The sequence below is a fragment of the Psychrobacter lutiphocae DSM 21542 genome (genome assembly GCF_000382145.1).
Lineage (GTDB): Bacteria > Pseudomonadota > Gammaproteobacteria > Pseudomonadales > Moraxellaceae > Psychrobacter > Psychrobacter lutiphocae.
On sequence record NZ_KB907663.1, the window covers coordinates 1 to 23223 of the forward strand.

Sequence of the window (23223 nt, forward strand, 5' to 3'; positions counted from 1 at the left end):
TGTTTGTAGCCCTTGTATGCCTTCGGCGTCATAACGGTTGAGCCAATTGTATACGCTTTGAATGTTGGTGTCGGTTATTTGTGCGATGTCTTTGGCTATTCTGCCATCACTTTTTAGCAGTATAATGTGACAACGTTTTCGATAACTGGCTGTTTTTCCGTGTTTATACCCGTGGTCTAGTGCTTTACGCTCGGCATCGGTTAGTTCTACTTGTCTTATCTTCATGATGGCTTTTTATGTCTGTTATGGAAAATTGCTATTATAATGTATTTCTGTTCGATTACTTATCATTACCTTTATTTACACTTCCCAATATAGGCAAGGATTCAGCCATATATCCTAATAGTTTACCAGGAATATTATGAGAAGAGTGTTTGGCTGATAGTGAAAACAGCCCTATGTCCATGCCAGCAACAATACGTATATACTCACTTTGAGAAACTGAAGGCATTAAAGTAATATTATCTAAACTCCAATCTACTATTTTCTCTTTTACTAAATCGTACTCATCACCCTGTCCCATCAATACGATATGTGCATGTGTATAAGGCTTTAGTTTTTTAGCAAGCCTTATGATATTCATCATATCTTGAGCATGGCCGATATTGCCACCATAAAATAGGACAGTTTTATTATTTAAACCTAGACTTTCCTTAGTAATAATATCATTCTTAGGAGTCGAAACTGCTTTAGCCCAATTATAAAGAACAGTAGTATTTTTCTTTTTAGGATACTTGTTTTTGAATAGAGCTAAATTTCCTGGAGATTGAACAGCTATACAGTCAGATGCATTATAGTTTAATGTTTCAAATAGTTTAAAGTATTGTGAAATAAGAGATTTTTCTTTAATAATTCCTTGATCAATAACCCATTGAGGAAAAAAATCTCTTAGAATAAGATATATAAATGTGCCACGTTTATTTAATAGCCAGGTTAATGGTCCAAAAAATATAGTAGGAGAGTAGTTAATACATATATCAAATGATTGGGTGCTTATATGTTTTTTTAATGCTATATATGCACGTATAGGTAACATTGATTCATTAATGGCTCGTTTAATTTTACTAACGCCTCTAGTAGGGTTGCTCTTAAAGCGCCATATCTCAATGTTATCCAAAAAATCTATTACTCTTATATTTTTTTGATTCGCATCTCCTGGAGTTAATACTGTTACTTTATGACCAATATCAGAAAGCTGAATTGCGAGTTCATGTAGCATCTTTGCATGCACTCGTGTGCTATTAGGTAAATAGTCATCCGATAGTATTAATATTTTAAGCACTTATTTTCTCCAGGTGACACTATTGACATAGTCAATATAACTCAAAATTATACGAACAATTTTTTCAGAAACATTTGGAGCTACATAGTCGGAAACGACGTTTATAGTTCTATCTGCCAGTCTACCTTGTTGCTCTAGGATTTTCACGGCTTGTAATATACGCTGACTATTCATTCCAGTAAACATAACAGCACCCTCTTCAAATCCCTCTGGGCGTTCTTGTGCATCCCTGATATTGATTGCAGGAAAATTTAAAATGGATGACTCTTCAGTAATTGTACCACTATCGCTGAGAACAACTTTAGCATTAGTTTGCAATTGAATATAATCTGTAAAGCCTAGCGGTTTTAAGAGTTGAACTAAGGGATGAAACTTCAATTGTAAGGAGTCTATCTTCTTCTGTGTTCTTGGATGTGTGGATACAATAATCGGAAAAGAATACTTTTCAGCTAAATCGGATAAAACATCAACAAATTCAAAAATGTTATGTTTTGAGTCTACATTCTCTTCGCGGTGAACACTAACAACAAAGTACTCTCCAGTTTCAACCTTTAATTGATCAAGAATATTAGAAGATTGAATCTTCTTGTTGTAATAAGATATGACTTCATCCATAGGACTGCCTGTTTTTATGATTAAATCAGGGCTAAGACCTTCACGCAATAGGTAATCACGAGCTATATCACTATAAGGTAGATTAACATCTGCTATATGATCTACGATTTTCCTGTTAATTTCTTCAGGAACTCTTAAGTCAAAGCAGCGGTTACCTGCTTCCATATGAAAGATTGGAATTTTTCTACGTTTCGCTGGTATTGCAGCCATAGCACTATTAGTGTCACCTAAAATCAGTATGGCATCAGGATTGTGTTCATTAAGAGCAATATCGGAATTTAATATTACTTGGGATATTGTCTCAGCTGCATTTTTACCAGCGCACTCAAGAAATATATCAGGAGTGCGAATTTCTAAGTTATCGAAGAAAATTTGATTAAGCTCATAGTCATAGTTTTGACCTGTATGGACTAAAATATGCTCAAAATAGGTATCTAGCTTAGGGATTATACGAGATAGTCTTATTATCTCTGGCCTAGTTCCAACAATGGTCATTACTTTAAGCTTTTTATCAGTTTTTAAAATAGAGGTTGTATTCATAATGCATCTTCTTAATTAAGTCTTGCCAATTAGGAGGTGTATAGCTAAGTGTACTTTTTAGTTTTCCAGAATTGAGGCTTCTATTAATTACAAAGTCTGGATACTCTATAATATCAGTTTTAACATCATATATCTCTTTTACTAGATTGAGTAATCTGTACTTGTTAATAGGTTCGGCACTTAAATGATATAAGCCTGAGAAGTCAGAGTTATTAATAATATAGTAGTCAATAAATTCCGCGATATAATAGGTAGGTAGACCTGAAAAAACAGCATTTGAAAAACCTTTAACAGGGTTGCTTTGATTTAGAAACCAATTAATTAAGCTTACGTTAGACTCAAGCTCATGGCCAATAATAGATGTGCGAAAGGTAATATGATTGTCATATGCTACTTCACCTAGTAGTTTTGAGCGACCATAAAGATCAAAGGCATCTGGTATAGAGTCTTCATTGTAATTTCCTGTCTTACCACTAAATACGCAGTCAGTTGAAAAGTGGATTAGTTGGCTATTGTATTTACTGCATAATTGAGCAATTTTGTGGGGAAATAAACTGTTAATTTCAATTGCTAAAGTAGGCTGCTGTGACGTAGAAAGCTGCTTAATTAAACCAATACAATTAAACACATAATCAGGTTGATATTCTTTTATTAAGTTTTCTAGGCTTCCTTCTACTAGAACATCTATACCGTCTACAATATTATTAAAACCGAGTTTACTAATTAAATTCTTGGAAGAGGCAGATCTAACTGTTCCAAGAGTTGCATGTTGAGTTTGAGAAAAGTATCGATGGATACTACTGCCTAGCATTCCATTCGCACCTAAAATTAGAAGCTTCTTATGCATTGACTGTATCCTTCATTATAAGTTTTTTTACTAAATCTAATTTAAGAAGAAGCTTTTTCATTTCACTAACGTTTAAGCGTTTTGTATTATGAGAGTTATAGTCTTCTATCTTAGAGAGCTCTTGAGAGCCTTCATCAAAATATTTTTCATAATTGAGGTCACGATTGTCAGCAGGTATTCTGTAATAGGATCCCTGATCTTCAGCGATTAACATTTCTTCACGACTACATAAAGCTTCATATAACTTTTCACCATGTCGAGTGCCGATATTATTAATTGGATATTGTTTAATATCCATTAATTCTATTAGAGCATTTGCTAATACATCGATGGTAGCTGCTGGTGCTTTTTGAACAAATATATCCCCATTTTTACCGTGTTCGAAAGCATATAGAACTAAATCTACTGCATCCTCTAATGTCATCATAAATCGAGTCATATTAGGGTTTGTAATAGTAAGTGGCTTGTTCTGAAGGATTTGATCGATAAATAGTGGAATTACCGAGCCGCGAGAGGCCATTACATTTCCATAGCGAGTACCACAAATTACCGTATCTAGGCTTTCTAAGTTACGAGACTTAGCCACCATTACCTTTTCCATCATGGCTTTAGATATACCCATTGCATTAATAGGGTAGACCGCTTTATCTGTGCTTAAGCAAACCACACGTTTTACTTTATTTTGGATAGCAGCTTCTAATACATTTTCAGTACCAATAACGTTGGTTTTCACTGCTTCCATTGGGTGGAATTCACAAGAGGGGACTTGCTTTAAAGCTGCTGCATGGTAGATATAATCAACGCCACGTGTGGCATTTAAGATACTTTGATAGTCACGTACATCACCGATATAAAACTTTAATTTAGGATTAGAGTACATTTTACGCATATCATCTTGTTTTTTTTCATCACGGCTGAATATACGAATTTCTCCAACATTTGTATCTAAGAAACGAGTAAGTACGGCATTACCGAAAGATCCAGTACCACCTGTTATTAACAATATTTTATCTTTAAACATTTTTGTTAGTTCCTTTTCTTTTTTTATAAGCATAGTTAAACATATTGATATTAGCTTGGACAGCATCAATCTCAGTAAACTTTTGTTTGGCCCAATTTAGTATATGATTTCTCATTTTTAAATGCTCATTAATGGGCATTTGTGCCAGCTCATTTATTACAGAACTGAATGTATTAATGTTATCTAAAGGTAAATCCCAACCAAGACCTGAGTGTTTTAAATTACGCCAAGGGGTAGTATTAGATATAACTAAAGGTAATCCAGCGCATAATGCTTCAGCTATAACGTGACCGTAATTTTCTCCTTTTGTTGGCATGTAAAAAAAATCATATTGAGATAGCTTTGTTATGACTTGTTCGGGAACTAGATCCCCCTTATACTCCACGGTAATATGTAAAGGCATTTCAGTTATTAGTTTTTGACATTGATTCCAGTAATCCTCATCTTCAACTGGTCCATATATGTGATAAACTAAAGGATAATCTACATCATTTAAAGCCTGTAAAGCAAAAAGCAGGTTTTTCTTAGGAGATATGCGAGAAATAAAAACAGCCTTAATAGCCTCACTATCTTGTTTAGGTATCTCTTTTGCAAATTCTGCAGAGCCAATATCTTCTGCTATAAAAACATCTATCTTATCTCCTAGTTCTTTTTTTATATCCTCTTCTTCATGTAAACTTGAGGCTTGAAATACAGTGTTATTATGTAACTTTAATTTCTTATAGAAAGAGATATATATTTTTTTTCGAAGAGGTTTTAAGCTAAGAGCACCTTCTGAAAACTCACCCCTAGGACCTAAAACAACTTGTTTTTTTTGACTCTTAGCAATTAAGAGGGGGAGTAAGGAAAAGCGTATAGAAAAAAAACTATTCAAATATAATAGATCATGACTATTTTTAGTTACGGTTTTAAATATACTTATATATCCTTTTGTTCTTGGTTTTATATAGAGTACGTCGGTATTATCTAAGGTTTGCCAGTGGTTATATTGAATATTAGGATATGGGGTGCTGTCACCCAAATCTCGATCACTTGTTATTAGTTTATAAGATATAATATCTCCGGTTCTATCGAATAAATTTTTGAGGGTCTTTATAGGTCCCCCTCCCTTAAAGCCAGGGATATAAAAATTACTAAATACAAGGACTTTCACTTGTTAGTGCTCCTGAAAATTATTGTGCAGGTCGATAAAATTAATATTATTCACATAATATAAACTAGCTATTATAAGCTTCGTTTCTAATGAAATTATTTTTGAAATACTCTGCATATTGTTGTACAGTATGATTGTTTAAAATATAGTTGATATTATCATAATTGATAAATGGTTTTTTAAATAAAAGCTTTATCATTGCGTCAACCAGTTCACTAACATCCTTTTCGATTAAGTAATTGTTGTAGTTGACTTTTACTATTTTTGAGGTATCACCAAAGTTAGTAGCTATTACTGAACAGCCATGAGCCATTGCTTCTATTAATGACTGTGATGGATAGTTGTCATAGTCTTGAAGGCTTAGGAAAATATAGCTATCTTTTAGTAATTTATCAATATTTTCATATTTTTCTAAAAGAATATGACCCACCTCACCTTTATTAAATAATTGGATTTCGGTCATTAACTTATCAGGTATGCTTGGTGCAACAATTACTAACTTAGGTATTTCATCTAGTTCTTTTATATCTGGAATAGATACTAATTTCTTATAACCATCAATTGCAAGTCGATAATTTTTTTGAGGAATTAAGGTGCTACAAAATAAAATATTATAGTTCTTGTTTTTGTTAAAGATTAAGTTTTCAATGGATGTAGTATCATACTTCCAGCTAAAGCTTCCAGGTGACTGAATACATTTATTTTGAAATTCAGGAAAACCACTAGTGGGATATAGACAATCTATTTTATAACTATCTCTTAATAAATTTTCATGGAGTTGATAGTATTTACTATTAAAATCATTACCTACTAGCATTTCTAAGTTTTTAGATCCTATTGATGTGTGAATTTGTATTTCTTCGGATGATATCTTAGATAGTAATTTAATGTATTTAATAAAGTATGCACCACCAATAGTTAAATGAAATTTAGTTATTTTTTTTATAGTAACAAGGTATAGTAGAATCGGAGGGACCAAAAACAATGAGTCTATTTTAAAGTCTATAATGTCTGGAATAATATAGACTTTCTTTTTTATATTTAAGCTTATATTATTTGACAATGTCTTATCGAATAAGCTTTGGTTTATAATTAAATATACATCTTCACCACTATCAGCAAGGGCCTTCCATAATTGAGGGATTCTAAAAGCTAAACCACTTGCAGCTTTATCTGCTCTAAATAAGCATAAAAAACAATAACTCATAAAAAAACCTTATTTCCTTAAAGTTCAATATAAATATTAGATTAAACCACTCAGCAAACAGAGTCAGTTTTTTATTCTTCGGTTAAATGTATGTATATAGCCTAATAAAAACCATGCGTAGTACCAAGTATATGACTTAGAGGTAACAATTAGTAATACTAGATATATAGATAAGTTGAAATAAATAGATGATTTTAGCTGTTTTTTTTCTTTAAGTGCGCAGTAGGCTATATATAAAGGTTGTAGTATGAAAAATAAAACTGCCAATATAAAAGGAAGAAGTCCATAGGTTTGCCAATAGGAAAGTATATTGTGAATATATGAACCTAGATTTCCAAACTCATGTATTACACCACCGTAATCTCCAAGTATGGGAGACTCTAATGTACGTTTTAATCCTACATGTAATAATGCATTACGAGCTTGCTGCGAAGCATCTCCTTCTAGATCTGTCAGAATAGAAAACATTCTTTTATTTGTCTGTAAAATATCTTGAGCAAATGAAGTAGTAAAGAATATGAATATAATTGATGCTAATGATACGAAGCTAAAAATACGTGACTTAAAACTAGAGTATAGTGATTGATATAATAAATATATAGCGATAAATATATATAAAGATGAGCGTGAGCTTAAAAAGAACAGAGCTATACAGCCGATAATAAATATTATAATACGTAAGCTATTTTTTTTTATATTTGAAATAAAAAATATTAAAAAAATGGAAAAAAGATTAGATAGCTCTAAGTAAACTCCTTTTTTATCCTCATCGAACAAATCAAAGTTAAGACTGTAAGTACTAATATCAGCTATAGAAGAGATTAGTATAAGCAGTATCGCTAGTATTATATAATTTATAGTGTTGACTTTGAAGCTTACATACCTACCATATAGATAAGATGCAAAGTACAGAAGGTATAAATTGTAGTGATATTTTGCTAGACTCCGATTATGTAAGTCTATTAAGTCATAGTGTGAATAGTGTATAGTCGTTAGGCTTACACAGTAAATTAAAAAAAATATAACTAAAAAGTAATTTAAGTCCAACTTTATCTTGTTTAATGAAATAATAATATAGATTATTATTGATGCTATAACTAAAGTATGGGCACCGACGATAAAAGGGCTACCTATTACCAATAGAAGCCATAAGATAAAAGTTATAGGTAAGTAAACAATAAACAGATATTGTTGGTAAAAGTCTGATAGTTTATTTAAAGTCATTAGTCTTATATGTCGAAGTTGATTATGTGTTTTTTATCAGTCTTTTATAAATGTATTTGTCGCCATCATACTGAAAATGGCTATTATGCCATAATAAAGTAAAACAACCTTTGATACGTTTGCAGGTATCTTTTAATTGCATAAACTTGTCTAAAGAGCCTTGAGTATATCCTAACCCTAGATAGCGCTTATCGATAACAGAGCACTCCATCGCAATAAGTGGGCGAATTCTTACATCTAATATCTTTTGGGTCATTGGATTAAATGCTGGGTACTCAAAACAAGTACCACATCTAAAACCAGGCATATCTGCGTAACCTAATGTTGAATCATAAGATAAGCTAGCATCATTCCAAGCTTGTAAGGTTAGCGGGTGCGTCCAGCGTAATACATGCATTCTACCCCCAATATCTGGTTGATTGATGTTTTCTTGATCCATTACTGTTCGGAGTCTATCAGCCTCTCTTTTAATTATATTTGGTGATTTAAAGCTATTATAACTTGGATGAAGTCCTATTTCATGACCTCGCTTGTGTATTAATTGTAGAAGGTTCCTAATAGAAGGGTGTTCTAGTTCATAGTCGGCATCCATTAGAGGATCTGTACGCCCGCAAATAAAATAGAATGAGCTTTGTAGGTTGTTAGCTTCAGAAAGATCCATTAACCAATTAAATGTATTGAAAGGGTCTAGTTTACTAAGCTGATATCTATTATTCATACGTACAATGGGTGCTAGTGTAGCACCTTTAAAGTCTTTTCTTTTTATGATATCTGCAAGCATACTCCTTAGCAGCTTGCTTGGAGATTTAAATCCATAACGACTTGGAGCATCTACATCATGACTAACTTTAATAGAGAATTGATGTTTTTTGAGTTTCAATTGAGACCAAAGTCCTGTAATAACTTGTCCTAAAATATTAAGCCATTCATCTACTATGGGGCGTTCTATATATCCGTATTTACAGGCATGAGAAGACGTTGCAGGAAAACGTTGGTGTTCATCTAAATCTGTTCGACCAATCTCTTCAATGCGGTTTAACATCCAGTAAGTTAGTCCCAATATATCGTAATGAACAGTAAAGCAATCATTATTATTATATTCAATAAGTGGTTGCCGTAACTCAGCAACAGCTGGTGCTGGAATAGGCTCACCTATGACACTGTCCCAGCCTTCTTTGGTTGCATCCCAATAACTACAAGGCATATCTGAACTTGATTGATGAAACATTTTATTTAGATTTGGAAACAATATGTACCTTTCAGGTTTATTCTTTAGAGAAAGTTTAAGACCCTGATTTGATTGCATTATATAAAAGCTATGCCCAAATCGCTCTTCAAGGATTAAGATAAGCCAGTCGATAGCTTCTTTCGTAAAGAAAACAGTCATAGGTTGGACTCTAATATTGTTAGTACATAAAATTAATATAAATTATAGTAAAGTAGTTTGGATAGTCTAAAAATAGATTCAATGAATTATTTTTTTTATGAGTTTTATTAGTTGTTTGGGTAGTAGTTTATGGGCTATTACTTTAGAAAGCATAGGATACATAACTATAGATAGGTTTTTATTTTTTCTAATAATATTTAAAGCTCTGATTAAACTTAGGCTGAGAGCTCTATTTAAAAAAACAATACCTTCAATATCATCTTCTTTAGAATCAACACCGAACAGGTATTTATTAAAATTCGCATTATTCCTTAAAGCTAATTCACAAGATGCCCAGAATTTAGCATTTACTTCCATAAATACAAAGTCTTGTCGCCTACTGCACCATTTAAATTCAGCAAGACCCCAACCAGAATAGTTAGATTGTTTCAAGAATTGCTTAGTTAGTTCTATAAGTCTAGGATTTTTGACTGGCTTTACGACAACAGCAGAACCTCCAGAAGATGGATAACTGATTTCCTCAAAGTGACAATAGCTAGTTAATAAGTTTCCCTCATTAGCTATGAATCCAACACCATAGGTACCTTGAGTATCAATCAGCTCTTGGTAGATAAGATCTTCTTGAAAGGATTGTGGTAGTTCTTTGGAAGAGTTTGCTATTCCTCTAATACCTCCACCCTTTTCATGTTTTTGTTTATAAAATATAGGGTAAGCTGTATCTGGAATTAAAGACTCTTCTAAATATGTCTTTGGTACTGGAAGATCATGTTCAGTACAAAATTTTAAGAAATTTGGCTTATCATAAACAGCCAGTACGTTTTGTGACATAGCCACTTTATTAAGTCGTATTTGACTTTGTTTAAGTAAAGACTCAGTTGACGAAGCACCAAATGGGACAAGGATGTTGTTTTTATTTAGTTCTTCATAGCTATCGACTTTAATAATATTATTATATATTCGTTTTAAGTATTGCGGCTCTTTTTCATGAGCTAATAGAACAGCAGTAATTAAAATCAGGCTATGATCGTTTAGGATCTTTGCAACACTGATGGCTTGGTCAGATGTAGGTTGTAGAAAGTATAAATTTTTATCGACGGGCACGTCTATTTCCTTTTAGAACATAAATTCGTAAAGGTTCACTTAATATTGTAATAATATTACGACCGAAAAACTTTATTAAGTAGTTATTGGTTTTAGTAGTCTTGAACCTGCTTTCAGCTCGTATAGATGCTATATTTGTTTTTTCAATAACAGACCATAGTTTGAGCTTATGTTTATAAGCATAATTTATTTGTTGTTTGCAAATTTCGCCTCTAATCCTTTGACCTCTATAGTTAGGATGAACGAAATTAGATCCTAATCTAGCTTCATTAGGTAAAGTGGGTAATGAATCATTCCATTCAATAATGTGTGGAATGTGTAAGAAACTGTACCCCATAATTATATTATTATCATGGTAATAAAAACATACCCAGGCAGGGTTGTTTACTCTCTCTTTTATAGTAGAAGAAAGCGGTTGATTAGAGTTATGAACTTCTTCTAGTTTTCGTATAATATCTAAAGCATTAGCATCAGTCATTTTAATTATAGAAATCTTATTGTTGTGTTCATAGCTTCTAAGTGCATAAGCAAATATATATCTTTGTTTAAACAGATAGTTTTGGAAAAACCTACTCAGCATCATAGTATCTGCTCCTTTATATACCAAAGCGGGAAAACCGCTATGATAGAAACCGCTACGTATTTAATATTTGCAAAAATGATTTTTGTGATGGGTGCTCCAGCTTTATTAATAAACCAAAGCATAACTATAAGATAAACGATAGCACTAACTATAGCAAAAACTAATATACTATTGTCGGAAGATAGTTCGAGTTGCCATGCTAATATAAGGCTTCCAAATCGAAAGCTAAAAGATAATATCTGTGATATGAAAGATGCCCGTTGTAACTCTAATACGCTAGCTAGCATTGACAATGGAGACCATTGTAGTTGTAGATATATCCAAGGAGCCATCCATTGAGCATAGACTCCAGCTTTTAACCACTCTTTCCCAAAGGCTAATGAAAATAAATCTGGGGCAAAATATAAAAGTATGGCTAAAGGGAAGGCGCCTATTAAAGCTAGCTTATTATGTAATTTGATTATTAGGTCAGGCAGTGTACCTTCTCTTTTAGCTTTTGGAGCTTCAGATAAAAATACACTACCAATAGCATTACCTACTAAGCTGATAGGCATAGATAATATACGTAAAGTTAAGGCATATAACCCTGAGATAGTTGCTCCATAGAGTGTAATGAACACTATTGGTGCAAACTGTAAACTAGCTGTATTGAATAAAGCAGTTCCAGTAGAATATATGGGAAAATCTTTATATCGTATGGCTTGCGATTTAATGTCCTTTAAGGAAACTGTTTTAAACTCACTTTTTCTAAATGCCGACCTAGCTAAGCCAACTGCACCTATACCTTGTCCAGTGGAATACCCAAATATTAGTGATATTGCTCCAAAAGAACTACCAGTTAACTGAATAGCAATGGTACCAAGGGATTGATAAAGCGTTGTTTTTGCTATAACACTAAATTCTTTTTGTCTAATAGACCATTTAGAAAAGATCTGATAAATACCCACAAAAAAAATACCAATTGGGATTAGTAATAAGTAATTTGCTAGTTTTGGTGATTTAAGAAGTAGGGCAATATTGTTAGAAAAGAATAGGATAAATATAAAGGATAAGAGGGTAAAAGTTGATACAATGCAAATGCATAATACTGCTAAATTAGCAGCATCTTGATCACCTTCAGGTAAAGGTATAGCTAAGTCATAACGACCAGCCGAAACCACTGTGAAAAATGCCAGAATAGCTGTGAATACTGCTAATAACCCAAAGTCTTCAGGAGTGTAAAGTCGAGTTATTAATGGAGTAGCAAGTATCATCAAAGCTTGAGACCCTACAGTCCCGCCGACTAAGACACTAACTCCACGTGCAAAAGAGTTTTTAGGTAGCAGGTTCTTCAACCAATTCATGAACTTGCCTTTTCTAAAGCTGAATATTATTAATGATTAATTTAATGTCACTTTCATTCAAGTATGGATGCATAGGTAAGCTCATTACTTTCTGAGCAACAGCATCACCCACTGGCAGCTTAGCATCGCTGGCAACCGCAGGTTGTTTGTTTAGCGGGATAGGGTAGTGTACGGCTGTTGGGATTCCCTGATCTTTGAGCTTAGCTTGTACCTGATCGCGATTATCTACTTGAATGGTATATTGAGCCCAAGCACTCTCATTATGTGATTCGATGACAGGCGTGGTAGTAATACCTGCTTCATTAAGCAGCTTAGTATAAGTAGCTGCGACTCGACGACGAGCAATCATTTCATCATCTAGAATTTCAAGCTTAGGCAGTAGGATGGCTGCTTGCAAGGTGTCAAGACGGCTGTTTACGCCTATACGGATATGATGATAACGTCGATCTTGTCCATGACGGGCAATTTGGCGGATGACGGTTGCTAGCTCTTCATCGTTGGCGAAAATCGCACCGCCATCACCATAACAACCCAATGGCTTGCTTGGGAAAAAGCTAGTACAAGCGATGGTAGACAGGTTGCAGGACTTCTTACCTTTATAGATAGCGCCAAAGCTTTGTGCCGCATCTTCAATAACAGGCAAATTGTGCTTCTTTGCAATTTCATTAATCGTATCAAAGTCTGCACATTGGCCGTATAAGCTTACGGGTATTATGGCTTTGGTACGAGAAGTAATGGCTGCTTCCAATAAGCTTGGATCTAAGTTATAAGTTGTTGCGTCAATATCAACATAGACAGGCGTAGCGCCTAGTAAGGCTACCGTTTCAGCAGTCGCAATATAAGTAAAGCCTGGGGTAATCACTTCATCGCCAGGTCGGATACCTAATGACATCAGCGCAATTTGTAGCGCATCTGTGCCATTAGCACAGGTAATACAGTATTTGGCACCTGTATATTCAGCAAGCTTTTCTTCGAGCTCGTAAACTTCAGGACCTAAGATGTATTTGCCATGCGCCAATACGTTTTGAATATTTGCTTGCAGCTTGTCTTTAATACGCTCTTGCTGCGCTGCTAAATCGATAAATTGCATCTAATAATCCTCAACCTAAATTATGTCAGCCTAATTAAGCGTTAATTGCTTTTAGTAACTGTGCCGTTCGCAAGTGTATATTTCGCACCAGTATGCTTGCAGTAAGCGTCCCCACTACCTGTTAAGGGTAAGTCTAGGCGTTCACCATATTCACTCATCCAGCCAATTTGACGTGCAGGGACACCGACCATAAGTGCGTAATCTGGCACATCTTTGTTAACGACACTGCCCGCACCAATAAAGGCAAACTTGCCGATGGTATTGCCACAGACAATGGTACAGTTTGCGCCAAGTGTGGCACCTGTCTTGACAAGAGTGCTCATAAATTCAGATTTTCTATCAACAAAAGATCTGGGGTTATAGACATTGGTAAATACCATGCTTGGACCACAGAAGACACCATCCTCTAAGGTAACATTGTCATAGACAGAAACGTTGTTTTGAATTTTACAATCATCACCGATGATGACTTTATTACCAATAAATACATTTTGTCCCATTGAGCAGTGACGGCCTATAACAGCACCGCCACAAACATGTACAAAATGCCAGACACGGCTATTTTCACCGATGCTTGCACCAGCATCAACAATAGCCGACTCATGGATGAAAACGGATGGATGGATGGACTGTGACATTAAGTACGCTCCGCTAATAGTTGTTTCACATTGGGGTGTAGTCTTGATTCGTCTGTTACCTTGTCTTGGGCATGACGAATGTGCTCTACTGTTTTTACACTAAAGCGAGCGTCCTCTAAGCCATAACCACGACCCGCTAATATCTCTTGATATGATACTGTGTGCAAGTCGGTAAAGCCACCAGAAAATTCAATCTCTTTGCCTTCAATATTGATTGAGCGATAGGTTGGCTGTTTGCCTTTCACACTTTCAGGTAAGTCATTGGCATCAATTGATAAGAACCAACGCACACGTGCCTTATCATACTCTAGATAACCACCGGCTTTAGTTTCTGCTGTGTAGTACACTTCACTTTCAACCAGATCACCAAAGATAAAATGCAGCATATCAAAGAAGTGAACACCAATATTGGTTGCAATGCCAAAAGACTTGTTGAGATCGCCTTTCCAGCTTTCAAGATACCATTTGCCACGTGAGGTAATATAAGTCAGTTCAATATCGTATTTTTCAGAGCGGCTATCGTTAGCTATTTGCTCTTTTAGCTTTAAGATGGCCTCATGATGGCGTAGCTGTAGGATATTATAGACCTTATGACCTGTTTCTTGTTCAATGGCAATTAACTCATCGAGTATGGCTTCTGTTGGCACCAAAGGCTTTTCACAAATAACATCTGCGCCCATTCTAAGACCCGAAGCAATATGTGGGTAGTGTAAGAAGTTGGGAGAGCAGACAGAAACAATATCTATTTTTTTTTCTGTATTACGCTTGAGGTTGTGGCAGTAGTTGCTAAAGACTTCAAATTGAGTGAAAAACTCGCTGTCAGGTGAGATGCTATCGATAATACCCACAGAGTCATTGATATCATAAGCAACCTGTAAATGATTGCCTGTTTCTTTAATCGCTTTCATATGACGTGGTGCGATATAGCCAGCAGCACCTATTAGCGCAAAGTTTTTCATGTTAACTTCCTATTAATTTTACTAACAAATAAATACTCAGATTGATAGCTTGTAATAACTTAATTAGCTATAAATATAAGCTTAGAGACGCAGATCAGTCTCACCTTCTGCAAACACATACTTAACGTCGTAAATGACATGGTTTTCTTTTGCTAATGAACGGATATAGTCAATGCCTAATTCTTTATAACCACTGTGATCAACGGCAATAATGATACCGTCATAATAGCCTGCTTTTAGCTCATCGATTAGCTCAATACCATAATGCTCTTTAACTTCTTGTTTGCTTGCCCAGTCGTCATAAACATCGACATTGATATTAAAGCTTTGTAGCTCTTTTATTATTTCAATAACTTTCGTATTACGTGTATCAGGACAGTCGCCTTTGAAGGTAAAGCCCATAACCAATACTTTTGCTTCATCAATATGAATCTTTTTACGTGCTAGTTTTTTGACCATCTGGGTTGCAACATACTGCCCCATGCCATCATTGATGCGTCTGCCAGCAAGGATTACTTCAGGACGATAGCCTACTTCTTGTGCTTTATGCGTCAGATAGTAAGGATCGACACTGATACAATGCCCACCGACTAGACCTGGTTTAAATTTTAAGAAGTTCCATTTACTGCCGGCGGCATCAAGTACAGCTTGGGTATCGATGCCAATAATATTAAAAATTTTGGCAAACTCATTGACAATCGCGATATTGAGATCACGTTGGGTATTTTCGATAACTTTTGCTGCTTCAGCAACTTTTATAGAGCTGGCACGATAAGTACCCGCTTTAATAATAGACGCATAGAGGCTATCAATCAAATCAGCAGCCTCAGGGGTGGATCCTGAGGTGATTTTAGTAATCTTGGTTAAGGTGTTTACCTTATCACCTGGGTTAATGCGCTCAGGGCTGTAGCCAGCAAAGAAATCTTTATTGAAATTTAAGCCAGATATTTTTTCGATGATGGGAATACAAACTTCTTCAGTTGCGCCAGGGTAGACAGTTGATTCATAGACCACAAAATCTCCAGGTTTGATGACTTGTCCCACAGAGGTGGAAGCGCTTTCTAGAGGCTTTAAATCTGGTGCATTACTGTCATCAATGGGTGTAGGAACAGTAACGATATAAAAGTTGGCATCAGTCAGGTCTTCTAAACTTGTGGTAAACGACAGTTGTTTAGCCGAAAGCAAGTCATTACTATCCACTTCACGAGTACTATCAGTACCATGTCGTAGCTCATTGACGCGAGCTTCATTGATGTCGTAACCAATAACAGGGCGATATTTACCAAACTCTGCAGCAAGCGGTAGACCAACATAGCCAAGACCAATAACGGCAATTTTTATATCATCAAGCTTTATCATAGTTTACCTTCGGGTGTTAGTGTTATCTGTTTTCTTGTAAAGTCGGTTTATATGCGCTATTTATTGGGTTAACTTGGTTTATACCCTTCCACATAATGCATAAACTGCTGCTTTAACCAAGCGACATCGTGTTGCTGTGAGCGGACGTTAAGTTCATCTAACGTCGCTTCTATCTCAGCCAATGCAAAGCTATGCTCACGTGCCTGCATAATCAGTGGATGCTGGGTCGGCTCGACATTGTCATCACCTATGATCAGCTCTTCATATAGCTTCTCACCTGGGCGCAGACCACTATAAACGATTTCAATATCGCCATTAGGATGTTCATCGTCTTTTACCTGATAGCCACTTAAGTGAATCATACGTCTGGCTAAGTCTACAATTTTAACAGGATCTCCCATATCTAGCACGAATACTTCTCCGCCTTGCGCCATCGCACCCGCTTGGATAACCAAGTTTGCCGCTTCTGGGATGGTCATAAAGTAGCGGGTGACGTCAGGATGGGTAACGGTAATTGGACCACCTTGAGCGATTTGTTTGGTAAATAGAGGCACTACCGAGCCAGACGAGCCTAGTACGTTACCAAAGCGTACCATGCTGATAGTTGTATTAGAATTTTGCGCGGCAAATCCTTGACATACTAGTTCCGCCAAGCGTTTGGAAGCACCCATAATATTGGTCGGGCGCACGGCCTTGTCGGTTGAGATCAAGACAAAGGTCTCAACCTGTGCTTCAATGGCGGCTTTTACACAGTGGTAAGTGCCTTTGGCATTATTGATCGCCCCTTCAAAGGGGTTAAACTCGACGATGGGTACATGCTTATAAGCGGCCGCATGATAGACTGTTTGAATATGATGTAAGTTGAAAATCTTGTGTAATCTGTCGGCATTGGTGACGTTGCCGAGTAGGGCGAAGATCTCAATGTGTTGGCTTTCAGGATGTTGCTGTTGCCAAGCCAGTAGCTCTTGATGGATGGCGTAGAGGGCATATTCAGACAGCTCATACAATACTAAGCAGCTGGGCTGATGCTTAATAATTTGACGGCATAGCTCGCTACCGATAGAGCCGCCAGCACCAGTGACTAGCACATTTTTGCCGGTAATATTTTTAGCCAGTAGTTTTTCGTCAGGTTCGACTGTTTGTCTATCCAGTACATCAAGGATATCTACTCGGCGCATGGTGCTAACTGACACCTTACCTTCGGCAATGTCTTGTAAGCTTGGTAATTGCTTAATTTTCACCGAAATGGCGGTTAGATTATCAATGATCTCCCGCCGGCGTTGACGACTGACCGAGGGCATTGCTAAAAATACTTGCTCCGCCTGCAGCTCATTGATCAGTGACTTGATGTCATCGGCCAGATAGATCTTTTTGCCCAAGATATGCCCACTGGTCAAGCGACTGTCATCATCGACAAAGGCGACCACCTCATAGCGAGGTGAGTCTTGTAGCGCTTCTAGTAGCAGGGTACCAGAAGCACCAGCACCATAGATGATGACCTTGTCTCTGGCTTGGGCGACTGCTTGACTGTCTTGATAGACAGGCTTGCCTTGCAAGCGTAATAATAAATCTCGTAAAAATAAGCGACTACCCCACAGCCAAATAAACAGCATAAACAGATATAGCAAAGGTACTGAGCGAGGAATACTGGTAATGCCTTCCAGTAGATATACGCAAGTGTAGGCTAGAATAATAACCACAAATAACAGCAACACTCGGCGCATATCGGATTCAAAGAAGATGCGGGTGACACCGCGATAAAAACCAATCAGATACAGGCCAGCGACTGGGATAAAGGCATAGAAGGCTACCAGTACTGGGCTGGCATTCACATCAAGCACACCTTGGCGTAGCGATAGGGCTAAAAACAGACACACAATTGACAGTGCGTAATCACCAATGAATAAAATAGCTTGCTTAGCAGGGCGTGGCAGACTCAGTAAAGACTCCGCCACGCTATTGGCAGCATGGTGATGGCTAGATTTAGGACTGTGATTATCAGACTCTATCATGCTATGACCAATGTGTGAATAAGATAATCAGGGCTATAAAAATAACACCTGTGATGGCTTTGTATTTAAGGCTTTAAGTTTAGTCTTTGGAGTTACCATAAGCATAATTATAATGGTAGCTATATTTGCTAGTAATGCTTTGGACCACATCATTGAGCACGATGCCATCCACTTCGATATGTGCTTTGTGCATTTGTTTTAGCGCATAGTTCAGTTGACCCTCAATCGAGTGATTATAACGAGTCACCATCAGTACCTTATCTGCATATTGAGCAGTGACGATGGCATCGGAGACGGCCAATACCGGCGGGGTATCGATAATGATATAGTCGTAGAAGCCCACCAGCTGTGCCAGCATCTGTGCAAACTTATCGGTTGATAGCAGCGAGGCTGGGTTACTAGGATGCTTACCACGTGGCATAAAGTCGATAAACTCAAAGCTGGTCGGGTGGATAAAGTCCGCAAGAGCCGCCGCTTCTTCAGTGAGATAGTCACCAAGCCCATTGGTTTGGGCAATGGTAAAGATATGGTGTAGCTCACCGCGGCGCATATCGCCATCGATGACCAGTACCTTCTTATTCAGCTGTGAGAAGGTCTCCGCCAGATTTGAGGCGATAAAGGACTTACCAATACCAGGCGACTCTCCAGAGATGACGATGATTTTGCCTTGCTTATTAGGCTGTACGCTTGCTTGTGTCTCGCCAGTAGATAGCGTCTTTGAATAGATGTCTGAATATAAGCTGGCTATTTTGCTTTGCTTGGGCATTGCAAACATCAGGGCAGTGCGTAAGCTTTTAATACCTTCATAGCTAAGCCCATCATGGTCAACTGTTGCCAATAGACGACGGTTTTTCTTACTGTTTTTGCTTAAGCTAAGTGCTGTTTTTGAGCGTGGAATGGTAGCCAGTACTGGCACGCCAGTCTTTTCTTCCAGACGCTCTGGGTCTTTAATAGTGTTGCGCAGTAAGCTTTTAATAAATACTAATAATGTGCCGAGCATTGTCCCTAGTAACAAAGCCAATACCCATATTTGAGCTTTCTTAGGGGCAATGGGCTCATAGGTATTAATAGGCGTATCGACCACGCGTACATAACCAATCTCACCAGCCCGTGCAATTTTTAACTGTTCATAGTTTTTCAACATGGTCAGGTAAATTTCACGGTTGATCTCCGCATCTTGCGACAGTTGCACAAATTCACGCTGTATTTCAGGTAAGCGGGTGGTGGTGTCTTTAATATCAGCACGACGTTGGTTAAGCACAGTCAACTGTTCTTCAATTTGTACTACCAACGGATGCTCTTCGGTATAAAAGGTTAACAGCTCTGCTTTTTTTAGATTTAGCTCGCTCAGTTGGCGTTCTAACTGTGAGCTTTCGGCCAATAAGATTTCTGCTTCTTTACTGACATCTATGGTACCGTACTGTTCACGGAATTGGTTAAAGGCTTCTTCTGAGTCTTCTAGTTTTTGTTTTAACTGTGGAATTTGCGATTCCATAAACTTAATGGTGGTGGTGGTCTGCTCTGAGCCACGCGATAAGTTTTGATCCACATAAGACCGCACCACTTGGCTTAATACCTGGCTGACTTGCGCTTGATTAGGACCGGTTAGACTCAGCTGCACGATACCAGTTTGTTTACCTCGTTCAGAGACAGATAGGGCGTTACTTAGCTCATCAATGGCTTTTGGCATAGACTGTTTGGCAATATTAATTGGGTGTCCCACCGCTGGCAGTGCGGTGACTTCGATTAAGATATCGCCATCAGGGGTAGTGAATGTTATGGGTGTGCCCAGTTTGCCATTGATGCTGATATTGCCTTTGTCTTTATCTTCACGGCTTAGCTCAAAGCCAGTATCGGTTTTGACTAGGGTAAAGGTTTTGTTTTGATAGGCTAAAGGCATTTCTAACTGCTTGATCTGGACTAAGCCGCTGTCTGTCTCTAGCATCACCCCATCAGTCGTGCTGCTTTGACTGGGAATATCAGATTGAGCAATACGGTCTAACACACCGATTTCAGCATCAGTGAGCTGAATGTCAAGATGCAGCTGCTTTACTACTGGCTCGAGTACCATACGTGATTTGATCAGCTCTCGCTCGGTTTCTGCTGGGCTGGCTTCGGCACCGACCAACTCAGAAATATTAGCACCTAGAGCAGCAATACCTTGTGACTTTTGATCTATTTGGATCAGTGCATCTGTCTGGTAGGTGGGCTGTGCATAGCGGCTATAGGTGACACCTAGGATCAGTCCCAGTGCGGCACACGCCACAATAGTCTTCCAGCCACGCAGCAGGGTCAGCAGTAGTGCAATCAGATCTATTTCATCATCATGTTGATCATGTTGAGTGGTGCTGTTAACAGCAGGGTTTGGCACAGAGTTGCTCATAAAGTTTCGCTATTGTTCAATCGGTTAGTAATCGGTAAAGTCATACCTTTTCTGAAACATAATCTATCTTTGTCAAACTCGTAAAACCTACTACTGGTAGCGTTTGCACTCGTTTTTCTCGATATCTTAATTTTCAGATTTGGTATCAGTTAATAATCGGTAACGCCAGTTAATAATCGGTAAATGGCAAGCATAAAGATCTAAAAAGAGATCAAGGTCTGGATGTTGGTTAATCCAGCTTGTCTTGCCATTGGTCTATACCACGCACGATGTCCTGATAGGCACGTTCAAAAGCGCTTATCTCATGCTTATAGGGGTCAGCAATATCATTGCCCTGCCAATGACCCAGTTTAAAGGTTTTCCCTCGACAAAATGGAAAGCTATCTTCAATCCACTTGGTTTGTCGATCTGACATGGTCAGGATTAAGTCTGCCTTGACTGCCAGTTTTTCATCGATTTGCTTTGCAATATGCTTATTGATATCGATATTAGCGTGCTCCGCCATCATTTTGATAGACGCTGGATCTGCAGGATGGCCGACCAATGCACCGACACCTGCAGAGTCAATATGTTTATTAGGGAAGCGTTGTTTTAACAAGGCTTCTGCCATAGGGCTGCGGCAAATATTACCGATACACACTACCAATATATTATCAAATGCCATAATGGGTTACCAAAAATACAAATACAATCAAAAAAAGCCATCAAAATTTCAGGCAGTTTTGGTTTAGCCTAGTCTGAATATTTCGTTCTGCTTATTTTGTCAATTTATTAATACGCCAACCAATTAATGAATCTACCCATTTATTCAGCTTTTACCTACCTTATTCAGCTTTTATCTACCGATGACTGGTAGGTGGTACGCTAGATTAAAGTCTTGATATCTGAGTAATCGCAGAGGTTGATGGCAAGATATTACCGATGAATCTAGACCAACGGGTCAGACCAGTTGGATCGACATAGATGATATCGTTGGGCTGCATCTCAAAGCGATTAGCAAGCGCTAGATTGGCTACCGACTGCAAGTTCACATGATAAATATCCGTATAAGAGGCATTGCCATGATCTCGTACCACATAGACTTTTGCCGCATCTGCTGTACGTAGGTCTAGCCCTTGGACTTCACCCAGTAGTTGAGTCAAGCTTAAGCCCTGATCTGGGATTTCTACTGGTTTGATAGTACCAAGCTCACCAAGCACATAGATACGGTTGCGGTTGCGGTTATTGATATGAATGGCATCGCCATCTTGTAGGTAGATTTGGTTAGCAGAGATTCCCATAGTCTGTAAGTCACGCAAACCTAGCAAATACTGCTGTCCGTTACGGGTTAAAGTCAGGCTGTTTGCGTCACCAGTTGCAGTTACCCCACCAGCCAGTGAAATGGCACTATATAAGGTAGCAGGCGCATCGTCAATGCTGAACTCACCTGGATTGCGTACTTCACCATCAATGAAGAATTTGTTACCACGGTAGTTAATGACTTTCACCTGTGGATCTGGATGCTTGAGATAGCGCTGCAACTGACTGCGTAAACTGGTGGTAAACTGGCTCACCGTCATGCCACTGGCTTTGATACGACCAACTAATGGAAACTGCACATAGCCCTCTTGATCTACTGGATAGCCAGAAGCAAAGGGGTTGGTTGCAGTAGTGATGGCAGTACTTGGTACAGGTGGCGTGATCTCAGGATAACCTATCAAGTTGATACTTAAGATATCACTATTGGTAATGCGATATTCACTGCCACGAGGCGCACCTAAAAGCTCGCGTACTCGGGCATTTTTTTGTCCAGTGATTGATGTCGTGCCCATTGCATAAGTCGGCGCCGCTGGCAAATTCGCCAAGCTTAGTGGCTGTACATTAAATTGCATGCCATTGTCAGCAATAAAGGTACCTTGTGGTGGCAGGTCACCTGCCTGAAAGCCAGAGTTGAGAGTGGTACAGCCGGAAGTTAACCCGATCAGCACGGCAAGAGTGGTACTGGCAAGCAGTGAGTTTGGGTGTAAAACAGTCATGTTAACGTCTCTACCTTTATATATTGCTTTTATTGATGCATTACTAATTTAATGTTGCGCTTCTATTGATAGCTGGGCTAAAGCCACAGCCCACGCAAAGAGTTGAGAGTGAGGTATATTGTATCAACTGTATCAATAAGTTTGGATAATTGTTATCGATTATTGTCACTATTTTAACATTAAATTAAGGTGATTGTCTCAATATTGGCGTATATTACATAAAAAAGTGCTCATATACTAGCATATCAGTGATTCGAGTAAGGAGTTTATTGATTATGGGCGCAGGTGGTGTGTATTTAAGTGGGTGGGGCTACAAACAGTAACATAGATTCTATCTAAATCTATTTATAATTACTTACTATGAATAGATTATTAAGCATAAAACAAGCAGCTGACCGATTAGGCGTTTCTGTCTCAACTCTACGGAGATGGGATGAGACAGGTGTGCTTGTCGCCCAAAGAAC

20 protein-coding genes are annotated in these 23223 nt (G+C 37.7%); 1 reads left to right on the top strand and 19 read right to left on the bottom strand.

What is annotated here, in order from left to right:
• From H140_RS14645 to H140_RS0112085, 19 genes are all read right to left on the bottom strand, one after another.
• The coding region (locus H140_RS14645) for a helix-turn-helix domain-containing protein (protein WP_019673902.1) at positions 1-225 on the bottom strand (225 nt) is incomplete at its 3' end.
• A gap of 55 nt (positions 226-280) precedes the next feature.
• The gene (locus H140_RS0111995; protein ID WP_019673903.1) at positions 281-1282 is read right to left on the bottom strand and encodes a glycosyltransferase family 4 protein; all 1002 of its coding nucleotides are present in this window, start codon (positions 1280-1282) and stop codon (positions 281-283) included.
• Positions 1283-2437, bottom strand: a complete 1155-nt coding sequence (gene wecB, locus H140_RS0112000; protein ID WP_019673904.1) for a non-hydrolyzing UDP-N-acetylglucosamine 2-epimerase — start codon at positions 2435-2437, stop codon at positions 1283-1285.
• Positions 2409-3284: a dTDP-4-dehydrorhamnose reductase family protein gene (locus H140_RS0112005; RefSeq protein ID WP_019673905.1), complete on the bottom strand. Its 876-nt coding sequence runs from the start codon at positions 3282-3284 to the stop codon at positions 2409-2411. Before H140_RS0112005 ends, wecB begins: the two co-directional genes overlap by 29 nt.
• Positions 3277-4305: a polysaccharide biosynthesis protein gene (locus H140_RS0112010; RefSeq protein ID WP_019673906.1), complete on the bottom strand. Its 1029-nt coding sequence runs from the start codon at positions 4303-4305 to the stop codon at positions 3277-3279. The genes H140_RS0112005 and H140_RS0112010 overlap by 8 nt, the downstream gene beginning before the upstream one ends.
• The gene (locus H140_RS0112015) at positions 4298-5458 is read right to left on the bottom strand and encodes a glycosyltransferase (protein ID WP_019673907.1); all 1161 of its coding nucleotides are present in this window, start codon (positions 5456-5458) and stop codon (positions 4298-4300) included. The genes H140_RS0112010 and H140_RS0112015 overlap by 8 nt, the downstream gene beginning before the upstream one ends.
• Positions 5459-5522: 64 nt before the next feature.
• Positions 5523-6665: a glycosyltransferase gene (locus H140_RS0112020; RefSeq protein WP_019673908.1), complete on the bottom strand. Its 1143-nt coding sequence runs from the start codon at positions 6663-6665 to the stop codon at positions 5523-5525.
• Positions 6666-7911: 1246 nt separating this feature from the next.
• Positions 7912-9276, bottom strand: coding sequence for a polysaccharide deacetylase family protein (locus tag H140_RS0112030; RefSeq protein WP_019673910.1), 1365 nt, complete (start codon positions 9274-9276; stop codon positions 7912-7914).
• Between the two features lie 78 nt (positions 9277-9354).
• On the bottom strand, positions 9355-10377 hold the full coding sequence (locus H140_RS0112035; RefSeq protein ID WP_019673911.1) for a hypothetical protein: 1023 nt from the start codon (positions 10375-10377) through the stop codon (positions 9355-9357).
• Positions 10364-10960, bottom strand: a complete 597-nt coding sequence (locus H140_RS0112040; protein WP_019673912.1) for a hypothetical protein — start codon at positions 10958-10960, stop codon at positions 10364-10366. Before H140_RS0112040 ends, H140_RS0112035 begins: the two co-directional genes overlap by 14 nt.
• Positions 10957-12303, bottom strand: coding sequence for an oligosaccharide flippase family protein (locus H140_RS14650; protein ID WP_019673913.1), 1347 nt, complete (start codon positions 12301-12303; stop codon positions 10957-10959). Before H140_RS14650 ends, H140_RS0112040 begins: the two co-directional genes overlap by 4 nt.
• A gap of 13 nt (positions 12304-12316) precedes the next feature.
• A complete protein-coding gene (locus H140_RS0112050; RefSeq protein WP_019673914.1) occupies positions 12317-13393 on the bottom strand; it encodes a DegT/DnrJ/EryC1/StrS family aminotransferase in 1077 nt (358 codons plus the stop codon).
• A gap of 41 nt (positions 13394-13434) precedes the next feature.
• Positions 13435-14031 (bottom strand): acyltransferase, encoded by a 597-nt coding sequence (locus H140_RS0112055; RefSeq protein ID WP_019673915.1) that lies wholly within the window; start codon positions 14029-14031, stop codon positions 13435-13437.
• On the bottom strand, positions 14031-14990 hold the full coding sequence (locus H140_RS0112060) for a Gfo/Idh/MocA family protein (protein WP_019673916.1): 960 nt from the start codon (positions 14988-14990) through the stop codon (positions 14031-14033). Before H140_RS0112060 ends, H140_RS0112055 begins: the two co-directional genes overlap by 1 nt.
• Before the next feature lie 81 nt (positions 14991-15071).
• Positions 15072-16349 carry a Vi polysaccharide biosynthesis UDP-N-acetylglucosamine C-6 dehydrogenase TviB gene (tviB, locus tag H140_RS0112065; protein WP_019673917.1) on the bottom strand — a complete coding sequence of 426 codons (1278 nt, stop codon included), beginning with the start codon at positions 16347-16349 and terminating at the stop codon, positions 15072-15074.
• A gap of 68 nt (positions 16350-16417) precedes the next feature.
• Positions 16418-18361 carry a polysaccharide biosynthesis protein gene (locus H140_RS0112070; protein ID WP_019673918.1) on the bottom strand — a complete coding sequence of 648 codons (1944 nt, stop codon included), beginning with the start codon at positions 18359-18361 and terminating at the stop codon, positions 16418-16420.
• A gap of 79 nt (positions 18362-18440) precedes the next feature.
• Complete coding sequence (locus tag H140_RS0112075; protein WP_019673919.1) at positions 18441-20744, bottom strand: polysaccharide biosynthesis tyrosine autokinase; 2304 nt, start codon at positions 20742-20744, stop codon at positions 18441-18443.
• A 229-nt stretch (positions 20745-20973) separates the two neighbouring features.
• Entirely contained in the window at positions 20974-21408 is a 435-nt protein-coding gene (locus H140_RS0112080) for a low molecular weight protein-tyrosine-phosphatase (RefSeq protein WP_019673920.1), read from the bottom strand.
• 205 nt (positions 21409-21613) lie between these two features.
• Complete coding sequence (locus H140_RS0112085; RefSeq protein ID WP_019673921.1) at positions 21614-22759, bottom strand: polysaccharide biosynthesis/export family protein; 1146 nt, start codon at positions 22757-22759, stop codon at positions 21614-21616.
• Between the two features lie 360 nt (positions 22760-23119).
• Here H140_RS0112085 and H140_RS15640 point away from each other — a divergent pair.
• On the top strand, positions 23120-23223 hold a 104-nt coding region (locus tag H140_RS15640), incomplete at its 3' end, for a MerR family DNA-binding transcriptional regulator (protein WP_083932780.1).

What these genes read in the sequence shown, in the direction of transcription:
- wecB (WP_019673904.1), bottom strand. Translation starts at nt 2,437, where the DNA reads ATGAATACAACCTCTATTTTAAAAACTGATAAAAAGCTTAAAGTAATG.
- H140_RS0112005 (WP_019673905.1), bottom strand. Translation starts at nt 3,284, where the DNA reads ATGCATAAGAAGCTTCTAATTTTAGGTGCGAATGGAATGCTAGGCAGT.
- H140_RS0112010 (WP_019673906.1), bottom strand. Translation starts at nt 4,305, where the DNA reads ATGTTTAAAGATAAAATATTGTTAATAACAGGTGGTACTGGATCTTTC.
- H140_RS0112020 (WP_019673908.1), bottom strand. Translation starts at nt 6,665, where the DNA reads ATGAGTTATTGTTTTTTATGCTTATTTAGAGCAGATAAAGCTGCAAGT.
- H140_RS0112030 (WP_019673910.1), bottom strand. Translation starts at nt 9,276, where the DNA reads ATGACTGTTTTCTTTACGAAAGAAGCTATCGACTGGCTTATCTTAATC.
- H140_RS0112040 (WP_019673912.1), bottom strand. Translation starts at nt 10,960, where the DNA reads ATGATGCTGAGTAGGTTTTTCCAAAACTATCTGTTTAAACAAAGATAT.
- H140_RS14650 (WP_019673913.1), bottom strand. Translation starts at nt 12,303, where the DNA reads ATGAATTGGTTGAAGAACCTGCTACCTAAAAACTCTTTTGCACGTGGA.
- H140_RS0112050 (WP_019673914.1), bottom strand. Translation starts at nt 13,393, where the DNA reads ATGCAATTTATCGATTTAGCAGCGCAGCAAGAGCGTATTAAAGACAAG.
- H140_RS0112055 (WP_019673915.1), bottom strand. Translation starts at nt 14,031, where the DNA reads ATGTCACAGTCCATCCATCCATCCGTTTTCATCCATGAGTCGGCTATT.
- H140_RS0112060 (WP_019673916.1), bottom strand. Translation starts at nt 14,990, where the DNA reads ATGAAAAACTTTGCGCTAATAGGTGCTGCTGGCTATATCGCACCACGT.
- tviB (WP_019673917.1), bottom strand. Translation starts at nt 16,349, where the DNA reads ATGATAAAGCTTGATGATATAAAAATTGCCGTTATTGGTCTTGGCTAT.
- H140_RS0112070 (WP_019673918.1), bottom strand. Translation starts at nt 18,361, where the DNA reads ATGATAGAGTCTGATAATCACAGTCCTAAATCTAGCCATCACCATGCT.
- H140_RS0112075 (WP_019673919.1), bottom strand. Translation starts at nt 20,744, where the DNA reads ATGAGCAACTCTGTGCCAAACCCTGCTGTTAACAGCACCACTCAACAT.
- H140_RS0112080 (WP_019673920.1), bottom strand. Translation starts at nt 21,408, where the DNA reads ATGGCATTTGATAATATATTGGTAGTGTGTATCGGTAATATTTGCCGC.
- H140_RS0112085 (WP_019673921.1), bottom strand. Translation starts at nt 22,759, where the DNA reads ATGACTGTTTTACACCCAAACTCACTGCTTGCCAGTACCACTCTTGCC.